The sequence below is a fragment of the Pseudomonas sp. M30-35 genome (assembly GCF_002163625.1).
Taxonomy (GTDB): Bacteria; Pseudomonadota; Gammaproteobacteria; order Pseudomonadales; family Pseudomonadaceae; genus Aquipseudomonas.
This window is the reverse complement of sequence record NZ_CP020892.1, coordinates 2,798,619-2,821,796: the sequence shown is the minus strand read 5'-3', so window position 1 is coordinate 2,821,796 and position 23,178 is coordinate 2,798,619. Positions and strand designations below refer to the sequence as shown.

The window sequence follows — 23,178 nt, the reverse complement described above, 5'->3', positions numbered from 1 at the left end:
GAGTGATGCCTAGGCTGTTTCCATTATTCACTTTGCTGGTGCTTTTGCCGCTGAGTGGCTGCATGACCGTCAGCGATATGGCGGCGGGTACCCAGTATCAACTGCGTGATGCTGGTGTGCTCGATCATAGCAACACGCAGCGGGCGAACTCGCGCCGCTTGCAGCCGGATTCGTTTATTTACATCGCCCAGGGTTATTTCACACCGCGCGGCGATGCCAACCCTAAGGCCAATATTGTCGCCGAGGAGGCTTTTAAAGGCTTTATCGAATACTTCCCGCTGGTACGCAGGGCGCAGACACCGCTTGGGCTTGATCAGGCAATGAGTCAGGCTCGCGGGCAAGGTGCACATTATCTGCTGTACGGACGTTTCGCCACGGCCGATGACCGGATCGGCACGGGCACCGAGTGGGAAGACCAGGAGGCGCTGGACCGTATTGGTGTGGATAGCGGGGTTATTCAGTTAATGTTGATTGAGACCAATACTCGCTATTTGGTCGATACTGCCCGAATTCGTAGCCGCGGCGGCTTCCTGACGTTTTATGATCAAAAACCGGAAGACTTGATCGGCCCACCGCTTGAGCAATATGCGCGCAGTCTGATTGGCTTGAGTGATTAATCGTACGGTGTTGGCTCTCGATGCTGATACTGATCAGAGAACATGGGAGATGGTATGAGTGATTCAGGCAAGGCAAATGACCTGCTTGCGCAGATTCCTAAAAGCGAGAAGAAAGGTCTGCCTCCAGTGCACCTTTGGAATCCAGAGTTCTGTGGTGATATCGACATGCGTATCGCCCGAGATGGCACCTGGTTCTACATGGGCACGCCGATTGGGCGTAAGCCGATGGTCAAGCTGTTTTCAACGATTATCCGCCGCGATGGTGATGACTACGTGCTGGTGACACCGGTCGAAAAAGTAGGTATCCGCGTCGATGTTGCGCCGTTTGTAGCGATTACGCTGGCGGTTGAGGGCGAAGGTGAGGCTCAGGTATTACGCTTCACCAATAACGTTGATGATGAAATTGTGGCTGATGCCGAGCATCCTATTCGCGTCGAGCTAGACCCGCAAACCCAGGAACCGGCGCCGTTTATCCTGGTGCGCACCAACCTTGAAGCGCTGATTCACCGCAATGTGTTTTATCAGCTGGTTGAGCTTGCAGTGCCGCGTGAGATCGACGGCCAGAACTGGCTCGGTGTCTGGAGCAGTGGTCAGTTTTTCTGCATCGCCCCGCAACCAGAGTGAGAAGCGCTCGTTGGGCGTGATAACGCGAAGCTTGTCCGCCGATATACGGCAATAAATAGGCTCAATCTCGCAACAAAATAGCGGGTGAAAAAGATCCCAATCCGTCCTGCATACTTTCAAATCGCGCATAAAAAATGCCCGCTGTTTGCGCAGCGGGCATTTTGTTTAGCGGCGTAATTACATGTTCGGGTAATTCGGGCCGCCAGCCCCTTCAGGCGCCACCCAGGTGATGTTCTGGGCAGGGTCTTTAATGTCGCAAGTCTTACAATGCACACAGTTCTGCGCATTGATCTGGAACTTCTTCTCGCCATCCTCTTGCGTGACGATTTCATAAACCCCGGCAGGGCAGTAGCGCTGTGCCGGCTCATCGTACATCGGCAAGTTTTTATCCAGCGGAATGCTCGCGTCCGCCAGTTTCAAGTGGCAGGGCTGCTCTTCTTCGTGGTTGGTGCTGGACAGGAAAACCGAAGACAGTTTGTCAAAGCTCAGCTTGCCATCCGGCTTCGGATAAGCGATGCGCTTGGAGTCAGCCGCGAGCTTGAGGCATGCGTAATCTGGCTTGGTGTCATGCAGGGTGAACGGAATTTTACCGCCGAAGATATTCTGGTCGATAAAGTTGAATGCACCACCGAGCAAGGCGCCGTATTTGTGCATGGCTGGGCCGAAATTGCGGCTGCCGAATAATTCGTCATAGAGCCAGCTCGACTTAAAGCTGTCGACGTAACCGGTCAGCTCGTCGCCGCCTTCTTTGCCAGCGAACAACGCGTCAGCGACGGCGTCTGCGGCCAACATGCCAGATTTCATGGCGGTATGACTGCCCTTGATCTTGGCGAAGTTGAGGGTGCCTAAATCACAGCCGATCAGTGCGCCACCGTTGAAAACCATTTTCGGTAGCGAATTCAGGCCGCCTTTGGTGATAGCACGGGCGCCGTAGCTGACGCGCTTGCCGCCTTCCAGATACTGAGCAATCACCGGATGGTGCTTGTAGCGCTGGAATTCGTCGAATGGCGACAGAAATGGGTTGCTGTAGGACAGGTCAACGATCAAGCCGACTACCACTTGGTTGTTTTCCAGGTGATAGAGGAACGAGCCACCCATGTTCTCATCGTCTAGCGGCCAGCCAGCGGTGTGAACAACCAGGCCTTGTTCGTGTTTGGCTGGGTCAATATCCCAGATTTCCTTGAGGCCGATGCCGTAATGCTGGGCATCCGCTTCGGTGTCAAGGTTGAATTTCTTGATCAGTTGTTTGCCCAAATGGCCACGGCAGCCTTCGGCAAACAGGGTGTACTTGGCGCGCAGTTCAATGCCCGGCGTATACACGCCTTCTTTGGGGTTGCCTTCGCGGTCAACGCCCAAATCACCTGTGAGAATACCGGTGACTACGTTATTTTCGTTGATCAGCACTTCTTGTGCGGTGAAACCTGGGTAAATTTCTACACCCAGGTTTTCAGCCTGCTGAGCCAACCAACGGCAGAGGTTACCCAACGAGATAATGTAGTTACCCTCGTTGTGCATGGTCTTCGGCACGAACATGCCTGGGATCTTGGTTGCGCTCTCAGCGCTCTTCAACATATAGATGTCGTCGCGCTTTACCGGGGTGTTGAGCGGGGCTTCAAGCTCTTTCCAGTTAGGAAACAGCTCGTTCAGCGCGCGCGGCTCAAATACCGCACCGGATAGAATGTGCGCGCCGACTTCTGATCCTTTCTCGACGACACAGACGCTAATTTCTTTACCTGCGTCGGCAGCTTTTTGCTTCAGTCGGCAGGCGGCGGACAGGCCAGAAGGCCCAGCACCGACGATGACGACGTCGAACTCCATAAATTCGCGTTCCACAGGTTATCTCCTACTCAGGCTCTCTTATGTATTTTATTTAACGTTGCCAGGCTCGCGCCCAAAGCCGTGCTGACGCATTATATCTACACTAAGGGATTGGGCCAATACAAACGTTTGTTTGAATTTTCTGTAGGACTGTTAGAATAGTACTACATGAAAGATGACTGGCCGGTTCAATGTATTGACCACGCCAGGTAGTGCAGTCAAGATACGGGCGGTTTTGCGCTCGCCGTCTGGGCTGAAGGTCGGTTTACACCGATTGGCATCACTAGCCAGGTCCATCTTGGCGACATTCCTATTCACCAGAGAGTAACGGGGAATCCATGAAGGTTCTTGTAGCTGTCAAACGAGTGGTCGACTACAACGTCAAGGTTCGCGTTAAAGCGGACAACAGCGGCGTTGATCTTGCGAACGTCAAGATGTCGATGAACCCTTTCTGCGAAATCGCTGTTGAAGAAGCGGTACGCCTAAAGGAAAAAGGCGTGGCGAGCGAAATCGTCGTCGTGACTATTGGCCCGACAACGGCTCAAGAGCAACTGCGTACTGCGCTGGCTCTGGGTGCTGATCGTGCAATCCTGGTTGAATCCAGCGAAGAATTGAGTTCACTGGCTGTGGCCAAGCTGCTCAAGGCAGTGGTCGATAAAGAGCAGCCTCAGCTGGTCATCCTTGGTAAGCAGGCGATCGACAGCGATAACAATCAGACTGGCCAAATGCTGGGTGCTCTGACCGGTTACGCTCAAGGTACTTTCGCCTCCAAGGTAGAAGTTGCTGGCGACAAGGTTAACGTAACCCGTGAAATCGATGGCGGCCTGCAGACTGTTGCACTGAATCTGCCAGCTATCGTGACCACCGACCTGCGCCTTAACGAGCCTCGCTATGCGTCGCTGCCGAACATCATGAAGGCTAAGAAGAAGCCACTGGAAAACATCACGCCAGACGCACTGGGTGTTTCCACCGCTTCTACCGTCAAAACCGTGAAAGTCGAAGCACCTGCTACTCGCAGTGCTGGCATCAAGGTCAAGTCGGTGGCTGAATTGGTCGAGAAACTGAAGAACGAAGCGAAGGTAATCTAAATGGCTATCTTAGTTGTTGCAGAACACACTAACGCTGCTCTGGCTGCTGCCACGCTGAACACTGTTGCCGCGGCGCAAGCCATCGGTGGCGATATTCACGTATTGGTTGCAGGCTCTGGCTGCGGCGCAGCGGCTGAAGCCGCTGCCAAAGTTGCAGGTGTCGCTAAAGTACTGGTTGCTGATAATGCAGCCTTTGCTCACCAGCTGCCTGAAAACGTTGCTCCGCTGATCGCTGAACTGGGCGCTGGCTACAGCCACATCCTGGCGGCGGCTACCACCAACGGTAAAAACTTCCTGCCACGCGTTGCTGCGCAGCTGGACGTTGATCAGATTTCTGAAATTATCTCGGTAGAAAGCCCGGATACTTTCAAGCGTCCGATCTACGCCGGTAACGCTATCGCAACCGTGCAGTCGTCTGCTGCGGTCAAAGTCATCACCGTGCGTGCCACTGGTTTTGACCCTGTTGCTGCTGAAGGCGGCTCTGCTGCTGTTGAAGCGGTATCTGCCGGTGCAGAATCGGGTAAATCTGCATTTGTCGGCGAAGAGCTGGCGAAGTCTGATCGTCCTGAGCTGACCGCTGCTAAAATCGTCATTTCTGGCGGTCGCGGTATGCAGAACGGTGACAACTTCAAGCACCTGTACGCAGTAGCCGACAAGCTTGGCGCCGCTGTAGGTGCTTCGCGCGCTGCAGTTGACGCAGGCTTTGTGCCGAACGATATGCAGGTCGGCCAGACCGGTAAAATCGTTGCGCCACAGCTGTACATCGCGGTTGGTATCAGTGGTGCGATCCAGCACTTGGCTGGCATGAAAGACTCGAAAGTCATCGTCGCTATCAACAAGGACGAAGAAGCGCCAATCTTCCAGGTTGCAGACTACGGTCTGGTTGCTGACCTGTTCGAAGCGGTGCCTGAGCTTGAAAAACTGGTTTAATCCGGCTTTACACGCTTGATAAAAAAACCGCTCATTGAGCGGTTTTTTTATGCCTGAATAACTGTCAGCGTGATGCGTTGGCTGTGGTACGGGCAACCTTGTCGAGAAACGCCTGGTAATGCTCGGCCGTTTCGCCGGGACGTTCGATCATTGGCACATGCCCGCAATCCTTCATCACCACCACGCTTGGGTGTTTGAGCAGGGGCTGCATAACTTTAATGCTCGACACATCAAGCACGCGGTCGTGATCTCCCCAGAGCAGCAGGGTTGGCGCTTCGATCTTCGCCAGCTCCGGCTCAAGCGGAATATAGCGCTCACGCAATTGGCTGAATATCTGTTTATTCAGCGGACTGTTGGCAATGGCTTGCTCGGCCATGTAGTGCTTTAGCCGTTCAGGCAGCGCGGGAGCTTTATAAAACACAAAGTTGATGAGTTCATCGAACTGCTGAGCGTTATTGACCACCAACGGATTGGGCTTGCCTTGCTCGATACGCTGATACAGCTCGCTTTTGTGCGGCGCGTCGATGCCTGCGTTATCCAGCAAGGCGACGCTGGCAACTTGCTGCGGGTAGCGCGCTGCATAAAGTGCGGCTATATGCCCACCCATAGAGTTGCCGATAATGTGCAGCCGCTTGATACCCAGCGCTTGAGTGAACGCCGCTATGCGCTCAGCCTGGGTGCCTACGTCATAGCTGGCGTGCGGCTTGCTGCTTTCGCCAAAGCCGGGAAGGTCGAGCGCGATTACGTGATAGCGCTTGGTGAAATAATCAGCGAATTGCAGCCAGTTGTTTTTGTCTGCACCAAAACCATGGACCATGAGAATGGTTTCGCCATCCTTGGGGCCGCCCTCGTAGTAATGAATGCTAAGATCAGCCACTTCAAGTTGCTTGCTCGAAAGGCCAGCAACCGTCTGGCCGATCAACTGAATACTTGCCATAAGCGTCGCCGGGAATACGTAGAGCACTGCGCCGGCTGCAGCAATGGTCAGGATCAGGGCGAGTAAAATTTTTTTCATTGCATGTCCTTATAACCCGTTATTCTGCGCTGGCGTTAAACTAGCACGAAGTTCAATCCGGGCGTTGAGGTGCTGCAAGCGCAACATCAAAGGCTAATTTGAGAGTTATGAATGCTTGATCGTCACTTGCTAAAATCCTGGGTACTGGCCATCTCTTGCTTGAGTGCTTCTTGCCTGACTTTTGCCGAAGGTTCTTGCGAGCGTCTCGTCGCGACGGGTGACCCGAATAACCCGCCATTCATGTGGCGCGATCCGCAAAATCCTAAGCAATTGATTGGCGCTCAAGCCGATATGCTGCGCAAAGTCGCTAAAGACCTTGGTGTAGGCATGGACGTTTTGTACAGCCGCTCCTGGAAGAACGCGCAAGATGAGGTCCGCACTGGGCGGGTCGATCTGCTGGCGGGTGTTGAGCTCAAGTCTGCTTCGCTCGAGGATTTGGATTATATCTATCCCTCTGTGTACAGCCACGACACCGTGGTTTGGGTGCGCAACATTCTTAGCTTCCCGTATCTCGAATGGGCTGATCTGCGTGATCGCAAAGGCGCTAAGGCCACTGATGCGTTGAGTCCGGCCTTCAATGACTACGCCAAAGCCAATCTGAATATTGAGCAGGACGCCAACCTCAGTCAGGTCTTTCAGCGGTTGATGCTGGGTGAAGTTGACTATGTGTTGGCTGAGCGCGAGCCGAGCTTGGCGCGTGCAGCTACCATGGGCCTGCAGGATGACCTGTTGCCGCTGTCGCCGCCGATTGAAGGCCGACCGATGTATTGGGCGCTGTCGCATAACTCAGCCTGCAATGACGGATGGTTGCGCGGACAGTTGGCCAAAAAAATGACAGAATTAGCCGCGTCCGAGTTGCCTGCGTCACTGCTAGAGAAAAACTTGCAGCTTTGGAAGCAGCAACAGTCGGAACCTGCCAGCGCGCCTAAACCCTAGGATATTTCAGTGATTAATCGACTCATTCCCGCCTCGTTGGCTTTGTTGCTGTTGGCTGGCTGTGCCAACGATCCCGTACCTACCGAGCAAATGCGTTTGACCGAACAGGCGATCGAGCAGGCAACCGCTGTCGGCGCCACGTCTGAAGATGCCTCGATGCAATTGGCGTTGAGCAAGCAACAACTTGCCCAGGCTGCGCTGCTGAATGAGCAGTACAAAGAGGCGCGAGTTCTGGCTGAGCAGGCCGAGTTAGATGCGCGCGAGGCTGAGTCGCGGGTATTGGCAACAAGAAGTACAGAACAGCTTTTGGAACTTAATAAGCGCATTAACAGTATGCGTAAGCAACTGGGGTATCAGTTATGAACCAGCTGAGCCCGCTTGTCATCAGCGCAGGATTGGCACTTGTGTTGAGCGGCTGCGCCAGTTCGCAGCAGGCTAGCAATCAGGCATTGGAGGCCGCCCGTGCGAGCTTTCAGTCGGTTAAAGAAAACTCCAACGTGCTGCGCAGTGCACCAAAGGATGTGATTCGTGCGAGTGAATCGCTGGCACGAGCGGATCGTCTGTCGAATTACTGGGGCAGCGAAGCTGATGTTGAACATTACGCTTATCTGAGCCAGCGCTACAGTGCGATCGCTCAGCAAAAGAGCGAACTGATGCTTAATCAGGAGCGTGAAGCCAAGCTGGAGCTTGAGCGTCAGCGCGTACAGTTGGCCTTGCGCGAAGCGAAAATGTTAAGCCTGCACGAGCAGAGTAATTTGCTCGGCGACCAGATGATCAGCCTGGCTACGACAGAAACCGAACGCGGTTTGATCATCACTCTGGGCGATGTGCTATTCGATGCCGGTCATGCTGACTTGAAAGCGTCGTCCAACCGAACAATTCTCAAGGTTGTGCAGTTCTTACAGCTCAACCCACGACGCATTGTGCGCATTGAAGGTTATACCGACAACAGTGGTGATGACGCGCATAATCTCGAATTGTCGCGCGCTCGTGCGCAGGCTGTAGCGGATGTGCTGACTGACTTGGGCATCGACGCTGAACGCATCAGCGTTACCGGCTTGGGCGACAGTTTTCCGGTTGCCGAAAACGCCTCGGTCAAGGGGCGAGCGCAGAATCGCCGGGTTGAGATTGTGTTTTCTGACGAACAGGGCCGCTTGGGCGAAAGCCGCTAAAAAACTGGCCTAGTGCATGTTAAAGCCCAGCCTAGTGCTGGGTTTTTTGTGCGCTCGTTTCATCGAATACCGATCTCTTGCGGGTCTGCATGCCCGACCACAGCTCTTCGGGGTTAAAGCCCGAGAAAGAACACTTCTAGTCCCAAGTGCTGGCAATAACTTGCACTTTATCCTGTAACTGCGCTGGCGAAATCCAACTGTATCGTCCACTATGAGTTAATCTGTACCGGTGCAGTTTGCAGGGTTAGGATTACTGTAACGGTTCAGTATAGCGAGAACGCACATATGACCAATCTGTTGCTCTATCAACGTATCGCCCAGCAATTAGCTGAGGATATTCGCCGGGGTGTTTATCAGCCTGGAGAGCGCGTGCCATCGGTGCGTAAGATGAGCACTCAGCTCAGTGTCAGTCATGCCACGGTGCTACAGGCATATGCCAACCTTGAGGACCAAGGGCTTATACGTGCGCGCCCGCAGTCGGGTTATTACGTTCACCAAACGCCTGCACTGACTGCACCAACACCTGATGTAGCGAGGGTAGAGCGGCCAAGCCTTGTGACCCGCAGCAGCATCATCAATCAGGTGCTGGATGAGTCCCGCCGTGAAGGTGTGTTTCCGCTGGGCGCGGCAGTCCCGAATATCGACTATCTACCAGCTCGGGCACTGCATCAACAGTTGGCCAAGGTCACCCGTTTTCAGAGTGCGCGGGCCTTCAACTACATGTTCAGCCCGGGTTATGAGCCGCTACGCCGCCAGGTTGCGATCCGTATGCGTGACGCCGGGGTGGTGGTTGATCCATCAGAGGTTGTAATCACTCACGGCTGCGTGGATGCGTTGCAAATGTCACTGCGCGTGCTGACTAAGCCCGGTGACCTGATCGCCACAGAGTCGCCGACCTATTACGGCTTGCTGCAACTGGCTGATTTGCTCGGTTTGAAAGTGATCGAAATTCCCAGTGATCCAACCACTGGTATAAGCCTTGAAGCGCTACAGTTGGCTGCTAGCCAGTGGCCAATCAAAGCGATGGTGCTGACTCCGCGCTTGAGTAACCCGCTGGGCGGGACTATTCCTGAGGACCGGCAGAAGCAGTTGCTCAGGCTTGCCGAGAACTTTGATATCCAGATTGTCGAGGACGATATCTATGGCGAGTTGATGTTCGAGCAGGGCCCGACTAAAGCCTTGAAGTCGAATGATCGTGAAGGGCGGGTGGTGTACTGCTCAAGCTTCTCGAAAACCTTGTCGCCTGGTGTTCGTATCGGCTGGATTATTGCCGGTAAATATCAGGATGAAATTCAGCGGTTACAGACATTCTCAACCCACTCGGCGTGCAGCGTTACGCAGATGACGGTGGCTGCTTATTTGGAGAATGGTGGCTATGACCGACACTTGCGTTATATCCGTCAGGAATATCGCAAGAATCTCAGCGCCTTCCAACTGGCGGTGCAGCAGTATTTCCCTGAGGGCACGCAAATGACCCGCCCCAAGGGTGGCTTCATTCTATGGGTGAGTTTGCCGGCGCGGGTTAACACCAAAGATTTGCACACCCGAGCCTTGCAGCAAGGTATCAGTATCGCACCGGGACTGATCTTCAGTAACACTGAGCAGTTTAACCATTGCGTGCGGATTAACTGCGGTGTGCCATGGAATCGTGAGGCCGAGCGCGCGGTGATGACCTTGGGCATGCTTGCCACGCAACTGTGTCAAGAGGTTCAGCCAGAGCAAATAAATTGATGGCTGTTAACCCCGACGGTTAATCGGTTGCGTCTACTTGAGTGAAAGGACTTTAATTCAAGGAAACGCAGCCATGCTCGCTCCAATTCGTTGCCCCCAATCACTGGTTTATGGTTTCACCGGCTCGCTGCTCATTGCATTGACCGGTTGCAGCTACGAGACGCCCGAGTCTACAAAGTCGGCCTCAAGCAACACTGCGTATGTTGTCCGTGAACAGGTAAACCCGGCATCTGCCCCAGCCCTGCATAAACAGGCCAGCGATGAGCTTATGCAGGTTTCTGAGTACGCAGCAAGACAGCGGCTTTCAGTTGAGCCGTTAGCGAACAACCAGCCTTATATATTGCCAGCGCCGGTTGATGCCAGAGCCACCGCTTATGCGGAACATGACCGTGAGCAGTACCAGCATTATCCGAAAAATCCGGTGTTCGCCGTTGCACAGGCGCCCGTGTCGACCTTCAGTATTGATGTTGATACGGGAGGTTACGCAAACGTGCGCCGACTGCTTAATCAAGGTCAGTTGCCGCAGGCCGATGCGGTGCGCTTGGAAGAGATGGTTAATTACTTCTCTTACACATACCCTGACAGACATAAAGATGCACCGTTCGCGCTGAGCACTGAGGTGGCACAAACGCCATGGAATTCGCAGAGTTTGTTGCTGCGTGTGGCGATCAAGGCTAAGGACCGTTCAGTGGCCGAGTTGGCACCTGCTAATTTGGTGTTCCTAGTTGATGTCTCCGGCTCGATGGCCCGGCGCGAAGGCCTACCGTTGGTGCAGAGCACGCTGAAGCTCTTGGTTGAGCAGTTACGACCGCAAGATCGCGTTTCACTGGTGGTCTATGCCGGCAGTTCAAGTGTCGTGCTGGCACCGACTTCCGGCAGCGATAAATCCACCATTCGTGCCGCTATCGACAAGCTCCAGGCGGGAGGCTCAACCGCGGGTGAATCTGGGATTGAGCTGGCGTACCAGCAAGCGCAGAAGGGCTTTATCAAACAGGGCATCAACCGCATTTTGTTGGCGACCGATGGCGATTTCAATGTCGGGATCAGCGACTTCGATGCGCTAAAGCGTCTTGCGGCCAGTAAGCGCAAAAGCGGTATATCACTGACAACTCTGGGCTTTGGAACTGGTAATTACAACGAGCGTTTGATGGAGCAATTGGCTGATGCCGGTGACGGCAACTATGCCTATATCGATAATATGCGCGAGGCGCGAAAAGTATTGGTAGATCAGCTCAGTTCAACCCTTGCGGTGGTCGCCAAAGATGTAAAAATCCAAGTAGAGTTCAATCCTGCGCAAGTCAGCGAATACCGCTTGCTGGGCTATGAAAATCGCGCATTGCAGCGTGAGGATTTTAGCAACGATAAGGTTGATGCCGGTGAGATCGGAGCGGGCCATAGTGTGACTGCATTGTATGAGATTGTTCCGCGTGGCAAGCGTGGCTGGTTAGAGCCTCTGCGCTATCAAGCAGCGACCGCTCAGCCAGACAAACAGCCAGTGAACGATGAACTAGCCATGCTACGCCTGCGCTACAAGGCACCTGAGCAAACAACTAGTCGTTTACTCGAAGTGCCGATCGCCAAGCCAGATCGGGTGGTATCGATAACCAAAGCCTCTGAGGATTTGCGCTTTGCGGCAGCGGTCGCAGCCTTTGCCCAACAATTGCAGGGCGGTCAATACACCCAGCAATTTACCCTGAAAGACAGTGCTGAACTGGCGCGTGCGGCCAAAGGTGATGATCGTTCTGGTTTGCGCGCTGAATTTATTCAGCTGGTGGAATTAGCGCAGAGCTTGCAAACTTCAACCCCTGACGTGGCCATTAATCGAGTTGAGTGAGCGTGAAATTAGCTGTTTCTGAATCCAAGGAAGTCGATGACGCCAGCTTGCTGCGGCGTTATCGACAAGGTGATGCCGAGGCCTTTGCGCAGCTTTACCAGCGCCATCGCCTCGGCTTGTTTCGTTTTCTGTGCGGTTTATGCGGTGACTCGACCTTGGCCGAGGAGATTTTTCAGGAAACCTGGCTAAGTATAGTGCGCAGCCAATCGGAGCAGCGCGAGGCGGTTTTATTTAAAACCTGGTTGTACCAAATCGCCCGTAACCGGCTGATCGATTACTGGCGCAAGCATGGCAAGCGCGATGCGTTGCTCGACGAGTATGATGAACAACAGCATGCACAGGAAGACTCGCAACCTGGACCTGAGCAGCAAATCAGTTTGAGCCAGGACCAGCAGCGCCTGCAATTGGCTCTGGATGATTTGCCAGCAGAGCAACGCGAGGTGTTCATGCTACGTGCGCAGGGTGAACTGGAACTGCACGAAATAGCAGAGCTGACGCGTACCCCGGCTGAAACGGTCAAAAGTCGCTTACGCTACGCGATGCAAAAGTTACGTCGGTTGCTGTCTGATTCAGCCACCGAAGAGGTCTCTGTATGAATACGCCACATGACGATCCACAATTACTTGAGCATTACCGCCAGAATCAACAGCAAGAGCCTTCAGCTGCGCTAGATGCAAGCATTTTGGCGGCCGCTAATGCTCAATTGCGCAAGACGCAACCTCCTTCGGTATGGAAGCGTTTACATAGCTGGCTATTTGCCGGGGCCAACGGGCGTTGGTCGGCCGCGTTAGGCAGTCTCGCAGTTGTGGGCCTTGCGGTGGGCTTAGTGTTCAATAGTTATCAACCTGAGTATGACAACCCGCTGCCAGCGGCGGCTCCAGCTATGCAGAGTTACTCATCGCCCGCTCCAGCGCTAACAGTCGAACCGCAAGCACGTGCAAAGAGTGCGCCGATGCAGCGCAAACTGATGCAAGAAAACTCGGCGGCCGATGAGGCCATGGCTGAATCTGTTTTGCCCTCACCGCCAGTTGTTGATAGCGATGATATGCAAGTCCAACTGCAACAGATATTGCAATTGCGTAAAAATGGCCAGACATCGCAAGCGCAGGCTCTAATCACAGCACTGCAGGGGCAATATCCGACGCTCAACATCGAACAAGAGTTGCAAGAACTGAGCGCACAGGATAAATAGTGGGGGCGAACAGCCTAAGGGTCGCCGTAATAGCTGTGCCTGCCAGTTTAAGGATGATGCAGGGGGGGTGCAGAGATGTTTTTCTGCACGAGTTTAATTGTTGTGTAGAACAATCATGAATCTGATGCGTTATATCTGTGTCTCTGTCTTGCTGGCAGTGCTCAGCGCGTGTGGCCCTGATCAAGAGCCTGCCAAATTACCCGCAAACAGCGAGACTTCAGCCATTAAGCAAGACCAAGCTGTTGCACCGCCTGTAGAAGTGGATGAGGCAGCCAAAGCCGGTCCAAGTGGTGGTCAAACTAAAGATGTGGCTGAAACTGATGCAAAACCTGAACAAGTCGATAAAGCTGATGCGGCAAAGAGCGCGGTCAAGCTGGATCTTAATTTAGACCTGGAACCAACACCCAAGCTTGAAACTGACTTTGAGCCCGAACTTGAGCCTGAACCTGCCGTTGAGCAACCGGTCAAGAAAGCACCTGCTCCTAAGCCTGTGGCCAAGCTGCCAAAGGTCGAGCTTGATCTGAGTTTACCCAAAGATCTGGTCAAGGAGCTTAATGATGCGGATACCAATGAGTACAACGCTGAGCGAGCGTTACCACCCATGTTTGCACCCGAGGGTACTCAGCCAGAACCATTCGAATTGAGTGGTAAATTGATCATGGATGAAACCCATGAAAAGGGCTCAGGCGATTCTATCGACGGCGCGCAATTGCAGTTCAAATTCAAGCAGTAACGCGGCGCTATTTTTCAGGCGTCTTTACGGGCGTCTTTAGAAACGGTATTGCTCGGCAACGATTGCTTGATACAACTCTGCGGTGAGGGAGGTAAAGCTCTTGCTGCCGGGCAAGCGGATAAACAGCGCGTCTTTGACTCGCTCTGGGTCGTAGCCAGCTGTCTTGAGATCGGTTTTCTTGTATTTGAAAGTACCTGTTGTTTCGACCTGATCAAGCACGCGAATGAACACCGGTACAGCGTAGCTCGGAAGCTCGGCATCCAGGAATTTAGCCAGTTCAACGCCGTCAAAACTCGACTCAGGATTGAAACGCAACGCGGCCATGCCGCACCGGCCATTGGTGCCAGGAATTTCGACTCCGTAGACCACCGCATCCTCAACGCCGGGATAAGCACTCAGCGAGCTTTCAACTTCGGTGGTTGAAACGTTTTCACCTTTCCAGCGAAAGGTATCGCCGAGACGGTCGACAAACTGGGCATGCTTACAGCCGATGTCGCGCATCAAGTCACCGCTGTTGAACCAGGCATCCCCCTTTTTGAACACATCGCGCAAAATAACCTTTTCACTTTTATCAGTATCGGTATAGCCGTCAAATGGCCACTTATCTGTGATCTCGCTGATTAACAGGCCGGGTACGTTTTTCTTGGTTTTTTGCAGAAAGCCCTTGGCGTTGCGCACGACTGTGTCGTTCTCCAAGTCGTATTTGACGATGGCGAACGTGGCCGGTGAAAACCCCACGGTATTGTCAAAGTTGAAGACATTGGTAAAACCAATGTTGCCCTCACTTGAGGCATAGAACTCGGTGACTTGCTCAATCCCGAAGCGATCTTTAAAGGTCTGCCAAATAGCGGGCCGTAAACCGTTGCCGATCATGCAGCGCAAGCTATTGTTCTTCTCGTTCGAGCACTCAGGTTGGTTGAGCAAATAACGGCATAGTTCACCGATATAGCCGAAGCATGTTGCCTGATAGCGCTGTACGTCAGTCCAGAACGCGCTGGCTGAGAACCGTCGGCGAAGCGCAATCGCCGCGCCGCCTGCAATAGCTGCGCTCCAACAAACGGTCACGGCGTTGTTGTGATAGCAGGGTAGCGTCAGATACAGGACGTCATTGCAGTTGAGGGTCAGGCCCGAGTGACCAAAGCCGCCGTATGCTTTGATCCACTTGCCATGACTTAAAATCGAGGCTTTGGGCATACCTGTTGTGCCGGAGGTATAGATCAGAAAGCACGGGTCTTTCATCTGCACCTGATAACTTTCAACAGGATTAATACCCGGCTGGCCATGCGCTTGTTCTAATAGATTGAGCCAGCCGTGCGGAGCAACGCCGGTGTCCTGTAGACAGTCCTGGTCTGCAATCCAGTAGCGAGGGATGGAGGGGTACTCCAAGAGTGACTCCACATCATCGATGCTAGGTATCAACTCTTCGCCGATCACCATAAAACCGGGTTTGACCAGATTCAGGCTGTGCGCCAATACCTTGCCGCGTTGGGTGGTATTGATCAGCGCTGAGGCTGCGCCCAACTTGCTAATCGCGGCGAGAATTGCCAGCAGCTCAATCCGATTTTCGAGCATCACCACGATCACCGAACCACTGCGTACGCCCTCGGTTTTTAAGGTTGCCGCGATGCGGTTCGCCCACGCATTAAGCTCGGCGTAGGTGACTGAGCGTTGCTCATCGATCAGGGCTGGGCGCTGCGGGTATTTGTCGACTGTGCATTGCAATGCCCAAGCCAGCGAAAGCTTTTTTTCACGGTTGCTTATGCGCGTGTAATAAAGTCCTAACAGCCTACGCGGCAGGTCCGGCAATTGTTGAGGCAGGCGACGGAGGAAATGCAACGGGGTTATTAAATCTGAATTACTCATTGGCTCGCACTTGTGGCTTGGCAGATAGCCACTCTAGGCGTGGGCAACCTGAGCCGACTATGGCCCTAAGGCGAAATAGTCGGGCAGATTGGCAAATTGCAGGGTACTGGTTTTTTGCTTGCTGGGAGGCGTGCGGTTAATCGAGAAACAAGTCGGCGATCAACGAACCACCTTGCTTATCGTAACGGTAGTGCTCGAACTCAGTTTGTCCTTGTTCGCGAAGAATCTCTTCATCGATCAATAAACGCCCGCTAATACTGCGCTTATCGCTGCGGATAATCGCGCATGCGGCGTCGGCCATGATCAATGGAGTGCGGGCGCGTTTGAATACATCGCGGCTGCCTAATTCAAACTCAATCGCTGCAGTTGCGATCATCGTTTGTGGCCACAAAGAGTTGACGCTAATTGAGTATTTTTTGAATTCCTCACTCATGCCCAAAGTCAGCATACTCATACCGTACTTGGTCACAGTGTATGGGCCGTGCTGAGCAAACCATTTGCTGTCAAGGTTCAATGGCGGCGACAAGTTAAGGATGTGGCCATTGCTGCTTTTTTTCAGGTAGGGCAGAGCCGCCTGGCTACACACCATGACCGCTCGGGTATTGATCTGGTACATCAGATCGAAGCGTTTGGGCGGCAGATGTTCAACCCCAAGTAGCTTGATCGCTCCGGCGTTATTGATCAGTACATCAATAACGCCAAAGTGTGTGGCGGCTTGCTCCATGGCGTGTTTGACTGCTTCTTCATCGCGTACATCAACTTGAAGTGCCAGTGCCTTACCGCCAGCAGCTGAAACTTCTTCGGCGACTGAGTGAATAGTGCCCGGCAGTTTGGCGTGTGGTTCAGCGCTCTTGGCTGCAATCACAATGTTGGCGCCTTCGCTGGCCGCCCGTAGCGCAATTTCGCGACCGATGCCACGGCTGGCGCCCGTGATAAATAAGGTTTTACCTGACAATGACATCGTTGTTCTCCGGTTTAGTTCGCCAACACATCGGCGTCATGCGCTTGAATTTCGATCAGCAGTTGGCGGTTTTTCACCTGCTCACCTTGGCTTACCTGTACGCGTTTGACCACGCCATCAATACTGGCTTTTAGCGGGTGTTCCATCTTCATCGCCTCAAGTACCACGAGTAACTGACCTTTAGTGACGTGACTGCCTTGCTCAACCCGCACGTCGACAATTGCACCGTCCATTGGTGCTTTGACTGAGCCGTTGCCGGCGGCTTCAGCACTGTCAACGGCTTTATGCGTAGCGTCGTGGATGGCAATTGAGCCGCTGTGCCCGAACAGGTGCAGACTCGTGCCGGTCAATTGATAGGCGTAGCCTTGGCGCACACCGTCGATCTCAACGCTGCAATATTGTCCGTCTGCGTTGAGCAAGAGCAACTCGAAGGTTTTCTCAGCTATAGCGATCTGTAGCCGCGGCTGCGCACCTGCTTGGATGATTTTTAGGTTTGCATGAACAGAGCCTTCAGCCAGTTCTAGCTGGTAGTTCAGTGCTGGGCTGACCGCGTTGCTCCAACCGCTTAGCTCAGTTTGGTGAGCGCGAGCCATCGCGGAAGCCTGGTAAAACAGTGCTGCAGCCAGCGCGAGTTCTTTTTCGGAAGTTGCAGCGGTTGCCAGGCTCGGGTCATCGTTAAAGTGCTCGGTGATAAACGCTGTGGTTGCATTCCCCGCGGCAAACTGGGGATGTCTGAGCAGGTTGGCGAGAAAGCGTTGATTGGTTTTGACACCCAGCAATATGCTGTCTTCAACTGCGCGTGCGAGCTTACGCCGGGCTTCGTCGCGAGTAGCGCCGTAGGCGATGATCTTCGCCAGCATGGGGTCATAGAAGGGGCTGACGGGTTGACCGTCTAGCAAACCATGATCAATGCGTATTCCGTCCCGCAGAGCAGGTCGCCAACGCAATACTGTGCCCGTTTGCGGTAGAAAACCGTTGGCCGGATCTTCTGCGTACAAACGAACTTCCATGGCATGGCCAGTGAGGCGTATCTGCTCCTGTTTGAGCGGTAAGGGCTCACCCTGAGCCACGCTGATTTGCCATGCGACCAAATCCTGCCCGGTGACCAGTTCGGTAACCGGATGCTCAACCTGCAAGCGCGTGTTCATCTCCAGAAAGTAGAAATCGCCGCTTTCATCGAGCAGGAATTCTACGGTGCCAGCGCCAACATAATTAACCGATGCAGCCGCTTTAACCGCGGCTTCGCCCATGGCTTGGCGCAGAGTTTCTGTCATGACCGGGCAGGGCGCTTCCTCAACGACTTTCTGGTGGCGCCGTTGCACTGAGCAGTCGCGTTCACCGAGATAAACCATATTGCCATGCTGGTCGCCGAACACCTGGATTTCAACGTGACGAGGCTTTATTACGGCGCGCTCCAGAATCAACTCACCTGAACCAAAAGCGTTGAGTGCTTCAGAGCGGGCGGTATTCAATTGTTCGCCAAGGTCAGCATGCGCGTGGACTAAGCGCATGCCTCGACCGCCACCGCCTGCGCTGGCTTTAATCATTAGTGGGTAACCGATGCGCTGCGCGTGCTCGTTCAGCGTTGCTTCATCTTGCGCTGCGCCTTCATAGCCGGGAATGCAAGGCACACCCGCCTCAAGCATGGCGATTTTCGACAGGCGCTTGCTGCCCATCAGGTGAATCGCTTCAATGCTTGGGCCAATAAAAGTGATTCCGGCAGCTTGGCAGGCGCGAGCAAAATCGGCGTTTTCGGAGAGAAAACCGTATCCGGGGTGAATCGCATCGGCAGCAGTTTTCTGCGCGGCGGCGATGATATTGTCGATCTGCAGATACGACAGATTGACTTGTGCCGGACCAATACACACGGCTTCATCTGCCATTTGCACGTGACGAGCTTGAGCATCTGCCTCACTGAACACCGCAACAGTGCGGTAGCCGAGCGCTTGCGCTGTATGCATGATACGGCAGGCAATTTCGCCACGATTGGCGATCAGTATCTTGTTGAAGGCGGGCATGACGGCTACTCCTGCCGGGTCACTGAGTGATGATTATTGAGGCTCATACTGCCCAGCCCGGTGTGCGTTTTTGTACGAACGCCATCGTGCCCTCGACCCCTTCAGCGCCAACCACTGCATCAGCAAACGCTTGTGCGGCGTCATCCAGTAATTGTCCAAGCGGCTGCAGTTCAGTGTTGAGAAGCAGGGCTTTGGTTGCTGCATTGGCTTGTGGCGCACAACGTTTTATTTGTTGCAGGCATTCGTCGAGGCGCTGCTCGACTGCATCGGCGCTGGCCTCACTGAAGTGCACCACACCCAGGCGTGCGGCCTCTTGACCGTTGAAGCGTGCGGCGGTCAGAGCGAGGCGCCGGGCTTGGGTCAGGCCTATGCGTTTAGCCACGAATGGGGCGATTTGTGCAGGCAAGATGCCCAGCGTGGTTTCGGGTAAGCCAAACTTGGCATCGTCCGCAGCGATGGCGATATCGGAGATGCAGGCCAGACCAAAACCACCGCCCAAGACTGCGCCTTCCAGCACCGCAATAACCACTTGCGGTAACTGCTGCGCGTGCTCAAGCATGGTGCCAAATGCACGGTTCAGATCACGGTAGGCATCGGCACCGACGGCCCGCGCGCTGGCCATGTCTTTGATGTCGCCACCTGCACAAAAGTGGCCGCCAGCACCGCGCAAAATAATGACTCGAACAGCGGGCTCCTGAGAGAGCTGGTTGAACACTTGAGTCAACTCCTCAACCATGTTCAGGCTCATGGCGTTGCGCGACTCTGGTCGGCTGAGCGTCACCGTCAGCACGCCCTGTTCGAGGTTTATAAGCAGTGTTTTCAGGTCAGGCAATTGCATGAGTTTCTCTCTGGCATGCGGGCTTGGGTCAGGCTTTCTTTTTACCCGGTAGAATTCCCATCAGCTTGCAGATAATGCCGAGCATGATTTCATCGGCGCCGCCGCCAATCGAAACCAGGCGCACATCACGGTAGGCGCGTGACACCGGGTTGTCCCACATAAAACCCATGCCGCCCCAATACTGCAGGCAGCTGTCACTGACTTCGCGGCCCAGGCGACCGGCTTTCAGCTTGGCCATTGAGGCCAGCTTGGTGACATCTTTACCTGCGATATACATTTCGGTTGCTTGGTAAACCAGCGCGCGCAGGGCTTCGATTTCGCAGGCCAACTCCGCCATGCGGAAGTGAATGACCTGATTGTCGATCAGTGCGTTGCCGAAGGTTTTGCGCTCTTTGCAGTATTCGATAGTGGCGTCGACGCAATGCTCCAGGCCTTTGATCATGTTGGCCGCACCGAATAAACGCTCCTCCTGAAACTGCAGCATCTGCATCATGAAACCAGCGCCTTCCTGACCGATACGATAGCGCTGCGGCACGCGTACATTATCGAAGAACACCTGCGCCGTTTCAGAGCTGCGCATTCCCAGTTTGTCGAGGTGAGGGCTGACGGTGATGCCCGGTGTGTTCATCGGTACCATGATCAGCGACTTGTTGACGTGTGGTTTGCCATCCGAGGTGTTCGCCAGCAAGCAGATGAAATCTGCGCTGGGCGAGTTGGTGATCCACATTTTGCTGCCGTCGATGATGTAGTCATCAGCATCTTTACGGGCGGTGGTTTTCAAGCCTGCCACGTCCGAGCCTGCGCCCACTTCGGAAACTCCAATGCAACCTACCATTTCGCCACTGATTGCAGGGCGCAGAAACTCATCACGCAGTTCATCGGAACCGAAGCGGGCCAAGGCCGGTGTACACATGTCGGTTTGCACACCCAGTGACATAGGCACGCCACCGCAATGGATCGTGCCGAACTCCTCGGCTGCAACGATCGAGTAGCTGTAATCGAGGCCCATGCCGCCAAATTTCTCTGGTTTGGAGATGCCCAGCAGGCCAAGACCACCGGCTTTCTTGAACACTTCGTGGATCGGGAAACGGCCGTCCTTTTCCCACTGATCAACATAGGGGTTGATTTCTTTATCAACGAAGTTCTTGACCGTACGGCGCAGCTCTTGGTGTTCTTGAGTGAAGATCATCTTGTTATTCTCCAGCGCAAAATGGTTTAAAACGGGGGCGGGGCTAAAAGCGCGCCACGCCAAAACGGTTTGTCTTAAGGGGGCGAATGGCCGCTTCAGCGCAGATATCCAGCAGATAGCCAAGTAGCTTGCGGGTATCGCGCGGGTCGATCAGGCCGTCATCCCATAGGCTCGCAGTGCCATAAAGTGCGGTCGATTGGCTGTCGAGTTTCTGCGCGGTGACCTGCTCAAGCATATCGAGCATTTTCGGGTCGGCATCGATGCCTTCTTTGGCGTGTTTGGCTTCAGTAACGATGCGCAGCACCTTGCCAGCCTGCGCGCCGCCCATGACTGCAGTTTTGCTGTTGGGCCAGGCAAAGATGAAGCGTGGATCAAGCCCGCGTCCGCACATTGCATAGTTACCTGCACCGTATGAACCGCCGACCACGATGGTCAGTTTGGCCACTGTGGCATTGGCCACTGCTTGAATCATTTTCGAGCCGTGTTTGATCACGCCCAACTGTTCTGATTCGGTGCCGACCATAAAGCCTGTGGTGTTGTGGAAAAACAAAATCGGCGTATTGCTCTGTTCGCAGAGCTGAATGAATTGCGCAGCCTTGGCCGCACCTTGCGGGGTGATGGGGCCATTGTTGCCGATCAGTCCGCAGCGCTGACCTTCAATGCTCAAGTGGCCGCACACCGTTTGTTGGTCGTACTCGTTTTTAAAGTCGAGAAATTCCGAGCCGTCGGCAATCCGGGCAATAATCTCACGTACGTCATATGGCTTTTTCGGGTCTGCCGGGACGACACCGAGCAACTCTTCAGCGTCATGCAGCGGCTGGCGATAATTTTGCGCTGGGCGAGCAGGCAACTGTGCGTTCCACGGCAGTACGCTGACAATCTCCCGCGCAATGCGCACGGCGTCGGCGTCATTTTCCGCCAGGTACTCCGCCGTGCCTGCTATCTGGGCGTGCATTTCGGCACCGCCAAGTTCTTCATCCGTTGCAACTTCACCGGTCGCCGCTTTTAGCAGGGGTGGCCCGGCGAGAAACATCTTGGCCTTGCCGCGCACGACCACCACATAATCGGAAAGCCCGGGTTGGTAAGCGCCACCTGCGGTGCTCGAACCATGCACCACGGTGATTTGTGGCAAACCCATGGCTGACATGCGGGCTTGATTGGCAAAGCCGCGTGCGCCTTCAATGAAAATATCGGCGGCATAATTGAGGTTGGCACCGCCGCTTTCGGTGAGAGCAACTACCGGCAATTTGTTTTCGACGGCTATCTGCTGCAAGCGCAGGGTTTTCTTCAGGCCGGTCGGCGAGATTGTGCCGCCTTTGATAGCACTGTTGCTTGCGGTGATCAGGCAGCGCACACCCGCGATGTAGCCGATGCCCGAGATGATGCCGCCACCGGCTTGGGTGCCGTTTTTGTCATCGTGCAGTTTGTAGCCAGCCAGTGACGATAACTCCAGAAACGGCGCGCCGGGATCGAGTAGCAGGCCCAAACGTTCGCGGGGTAAGAGTTGGCCGCGCTTGTCGAACTTGGCTTTGGCCTCTGCGGCTTTATCCAGCACCTTTTGTTCAGCGTCACGAAAGCTCGCGATGGCTTTAAGCATCGCCTCACGATTGTCGGCAAACTCGCTGCCATGCACATCAAGCTCGGAATGAATCACCGGCATTGGTTATTCCCCTTTAAGCACATCTGGCAGATAGGCACGGTGAAACCCATTGAACGACTGATTCGATTCAGCTTTCGCTTTGCTTAACGGGAAGGCGCGGCTACCTTGGCTGGACGCGCCATCAATACGTACCGTGGTGCCGCTGATAAACGATGCGCCCGGGCTGAGTAAGAAGACAATTGCCGCAGAAACTTCAGACTCAGTGCCGATGCGTTTTAACGGTACATGCTCGCGCAACACGGGAATAATCGCCTTGAAGGCGCCTTCATAGGTGTCCATGCCACTGGAGGCGACCCAACCGGGTGCAACTGCGTTAACCCGCACCCCTGCGAAGCCCCATTCAACGGCGGCGGTTTTGGTGAAGTTTTCCATGCCTGCACGGGCTGCGCCTGAGTGGCCCATGCCGGGCATGCCACCCCACATATCGGCCAGCATATTGACGATACTGCCGCCGTTATTCTTCATCGACTGGTTGAACACTTCACGAGCGACTAGAAAGCCACCAACCAGATTGGTTTTAACCACCGCCTCAAAACCTTTAAGGGTGATTGAGGCGAGCGGGGCAGGGTATTGGCCGCCGGCATTGTTGACCAAGTGATGAACCTGTCCGCGTTCGGCTATCACGCTTTCGACCAGCGCTTTGACCGCAGCCTCATCGCGAATATCACAGCTGTAATAACTGACGCTGCCGTTATCCTGACTGATTTCCGCAGCGGTTTTTTCGAGCTTTTCAAGGTTGCGTCCAACCAACACCACGTGGGCGCCAAGTGCTGCGAGTTCATGGGCTGTGCAGCGGCCAATACCGCTGCCGCCGCCGGTGACCATGATGGTTTGGCCGGCAAACAGGTCGGGATGAAAAATCGAGTTATAGCTCATTGTTATTCTCAACTTGTAGAGGGCAAATTCAGCAGAGGCTCTTGAGCATTAATTGACGGATTACGCTGCGCCTGGCCGGCAGT

Annotated in this window: 21 protein-coding genes and 1 pseudogene; 12 read left to right on the top strand and 10 right to left on the bottom strand. The window is 54.2% G+C overall.

The window, feature by feature from the left end:
* Window positions 1–5 precede the first annotated feature (5 nt).
* Window positions 6–617 (top strand): DUF4823 domain-containing protein, encoded by a 612-nt coding sequence (locus B9K09_RS12965; protein WP_177408664.1) that lies wholly within the window; start codon window positions 6–8, stop codon window positions 615–617.
* 54 nt (window positions 618–671) lie between these two features.
* A complete protein-coding gene (locus B9K09_RS12960; RefSeq protein ID WP_087517214.1) occupies window positions 672–1,241 on the top strand; it encodes a DUF1285 domain-containing protein in 570 nt (189 codons plus the stop codon).
* A gap of 177 nt (window positions 1,242–1,418) precedes the next feature.
* Here B9K09_RS12960 and B9K09_RS12955 read toward each other — a convergent pair whose 3' ends face one another.
* The gene (locus tag B9K09_RS12955) at window positions 1,419–3,074 is read right to left on the bottom strand and encodes an electron transfer flavoprotein-ubiquinone oxidoreductase (RefSeq protein WP_087517213.1); all 1,656 of its coding nucleotides are present in this window, start codon (window positions 3,072–3,074) and stop codon (window positions 1,419–1,421) included.
* Window positions 3,075–3,397: 323 nt separating this feature from the next.
* Between B9K09_RS12955 and B9K09_RS12950 the strand changes: the two genes are divergently transcribed.
* Window positions 3,398–4,147, top strand: coding sequence for an electron transfer flavoprotein subunit beta/FixA family protein (locus B9K09_RS12950; RefSeq protein WP_087517212.1), 750 nt, complete (start codon window positions 3,398–3,400; stop codon window positions 4,145–4,147).
* Window positions 4,148–5,077 carry an electron transfer flavoprotein subunit alpha/FixB family protein gene (locus tag B9K09_RS12945; RefSeq protein ID WP_087517211.1) on the top strand — a complete coding sequence of 310 codons (930 nt, stop codon included), beginning with the start codon at window positions 4,148–4,150 and terminating at the stop codon, window positions 5,075–5,077.
* A 64-nt stretch (window positions 5,078–5,141) separates the two neighbouring features.
* Here the strand turns inward: B9K09_RS12945 and B9K09_RS12940 are convergent, their stop codons facing one another.
* A complete protein-coding gene (locus B9K09_RS12940; RefSeq protein ID WP_087517210.1) occupies window positions 5,142–6,092 on the bottom strand; it encodes an alpha/beta fold hydrolase in 951 nt (316 codons plus the stop codon).
* Window positions 6,093–6,203: 111 nt separating this feature from the next.
* Between B9K09_RS12940 and B9K09_RS12935 the strand changes: the two genes are divergently transcribed.
* The 8 genes from B9K09_RS12935 (at window position 6,204) to B9K09_RS12900 (ending at window position 13,690) form a co-directional block, all read left to right on the top strand.
* On the top strand, window positions 6,204–7,028 hold the full coding sequence (locus tag B9K09_RS12935) for an ABC transporter substrate-binding protein (RefSeq protein WP_087517209.1): 825 nt from the start codon (window positions 6,204–6,206) through the stop codon (window positions 7,026–7,028).
* 9 nt (window positions 7,029–7,037) lie between these two features.
* A complete protein-coding gene (locus B9K09_RS12930) occupies window positions 7,038–7,391 on the top strand; it encodes a DUF4398 domain-containing protein (protein ID WP_087517208.1) in 354 nt (117 codons plus the stop codon).
* The gene (locus B9K09_RS12925) at window positions 7,388–8,200 is read left to right on the top strand and encodes an OmpA family protein (protein WP_087517207.1); all 813 of its coding nucleotides are present in this window, start codon (window positions 7,388–7,390) and stop codon (window positions 8,198–8,200) included. Before B9K09_RS12930 ends, B9K09_RS12925 begins: the two co-directional genes overlap by 4 nt.
* A gap of 285 nt (window positions 8,201–8,485) precedes the next feature.
* A complete protein-coding gene (locus tag B9K09_RS12920) occupies window positions 8,486–9,931 on the top strand; it encodes a PLP-dependent aminotransferase family protein (protein ID WP_087517206.1) in 1,446 nt (481 codons plus the stop codon).
* A 73-nt stretch (window positions 9,932–10,004) separates the two neighbouring features.
* Entirely contained in the window at window positions 10,005–11,765 is a 1,761-nt protein-coding gene (locus B9K09_RS12915; RefSeq protein ID WP_087517205.1) for a VWA domain-containing protein, read from the top strand.
* A gap of 2 nt (window positions 11,766–11,767) precedes the next feature.
* Window positions 11,768–12,361, top strand: a complete 594-nt coding sequence (locus tag B9K09_RS12910) for an RNA polymerase sigma factor (protein ID WP_087517204.1) — start codon at window positions 11,768–11,770, stop codon at window positions 12,359–12,361.
* On the top strand, window positions 12,358–12,957 hold the full coding sequence (locus B9K09_RS12905) for a hypothetical protein (RefSeq protein WP_087517203.1): 600 nt from the start codon (window positions 12,358–12,360) through the stop codon (window positions 12,955–12,957). The genes B9K09_RS12910 and B9K09_RS12905 overlap by 4 nt, the downstream gene beginning before the upstream one ends.
* A 115-nt stretch (window positions 12,958–13,072) precedes the next feature.
* Window positions 13,073–13,690 carry a hypothetical protein gene (locus tag B9K09_RS12900; protein WP_087517202.1) on the top strand — a complete coding sequence of 206 codons (618 nt, stop codon included), beginning with the start codon at window positions 13,073–13,075 and terminating at the stop codon, window positions 13,688–13,690.
* A gap of 36 nt (window positions 13,691–13,726) precedes the next feature.
* On the opposite strand, the gene B9K09_RS12895 is transcribed toward B9K09_RS12900, so the two are convergent.
* From B9K09_RS12895 to B9K09_RS12865, 8 genes and pseudogenes are all read right to left on the bottom strand, one after another.
* Window positions 13,727–15,553 carry a long-chain-acyl-CoA synthetase gene (locus B9K09_RS12895; RefSeq protein ID WP_087517201.1) on the bottom strand — a complete coding sequence of 609 codons (1,827 nt, stop codon included), beginning with the start codon at window positions 15,551–15,553 and terminating at the stop codon, window positions 13,727–13,729.
* Window positions 15,554–15,689: 136 nt separating this feature from the next.
* A complete protein-coding gene (locus tag B9K09_RS12890; protein WP_087517200.1) occupies window positions 15,690–16,514 on the bottom strand; it encodes an NAD(P)-dependent oxidoreductase in 825 nt (274 codons plus the stop codon).
* A gap of 14 nt (window positions 16,515–16,528) precedes the next feature.
* Window positions 16,529–16,747 (bottom strand): biotin/lipoyl-containing protein, encoded by a 219-nt coding sequence (locus B9K09_RS22960; RefSeq protein WP_371917461.1) that lies wholly within the window; start codon window positions 16,745–16,747, stop codon window positions 16,529–16,531.
* Window positions 16,748–16,965: 218 nt separating this feature from the next.
* Window positions 16,966–18,532, bottom strand: a pseudogene (locus B9K09_RS12885) (acetyl/propionyl/methylcrotonyl-CoA carboxylase subunit alpha); the annotation flags it as partial.
* Window positions 18,533–18,575: 43 nt separating this feature from the next.
* A complete protein-coding gene (locus B9K09_RS12880) occupies window positions 18,576–19,370 on the bottom strand; it encodes an enoyl-CoA hydratase/isomerase family protein (RefSeq protein ID WP_087517198.1) in 795 nt (264 codons plus the stop codon).
* A 28-nt stretch (window positions 19,371–19,398) separates the two neighbouring features.
* Entirely contained in the window at window positions 19,399–20,559 is a 1,161-nt protein-coding gene (atuD, locus tag B9K09_RS12875) for a citronellyl-CoA dehydrogenase (RefSeq protein ID WP_087517197.1), read from the bottom strand.
* A 43-nt stretch (window positions 20,560–20,602) separates the two neighbouring features.
* Complete coding sequence (gene atuC / locus B9K09_RS12870; RefSeq protein WP_087517196.1) at window positions 20,603–22,219, bottom strand: geranyl-CoA carboxylase subunit beta; 1,617 nt, start codon at window positions 22,217–22,219, stop codon at window positions 20,603–20,605.
* 3 nt (window positions 22,220–22,222) lie between these two features.
* Window positions 22,223–23,095 carry an SDR family oxidoreductase gene (locus B9K09_RS12865; RefSeq protein WP_087517195.1) on the bottom strand — a complete coding sequence of 291 codons (873 nt, stop codon included), beginning with the start codon at window positions 23,093–23,095 and terminating at the stop codon, window positions 22,223–22,225.
* Window positions 23,096–23,178 lie beyond the last annotated feature (83 nt).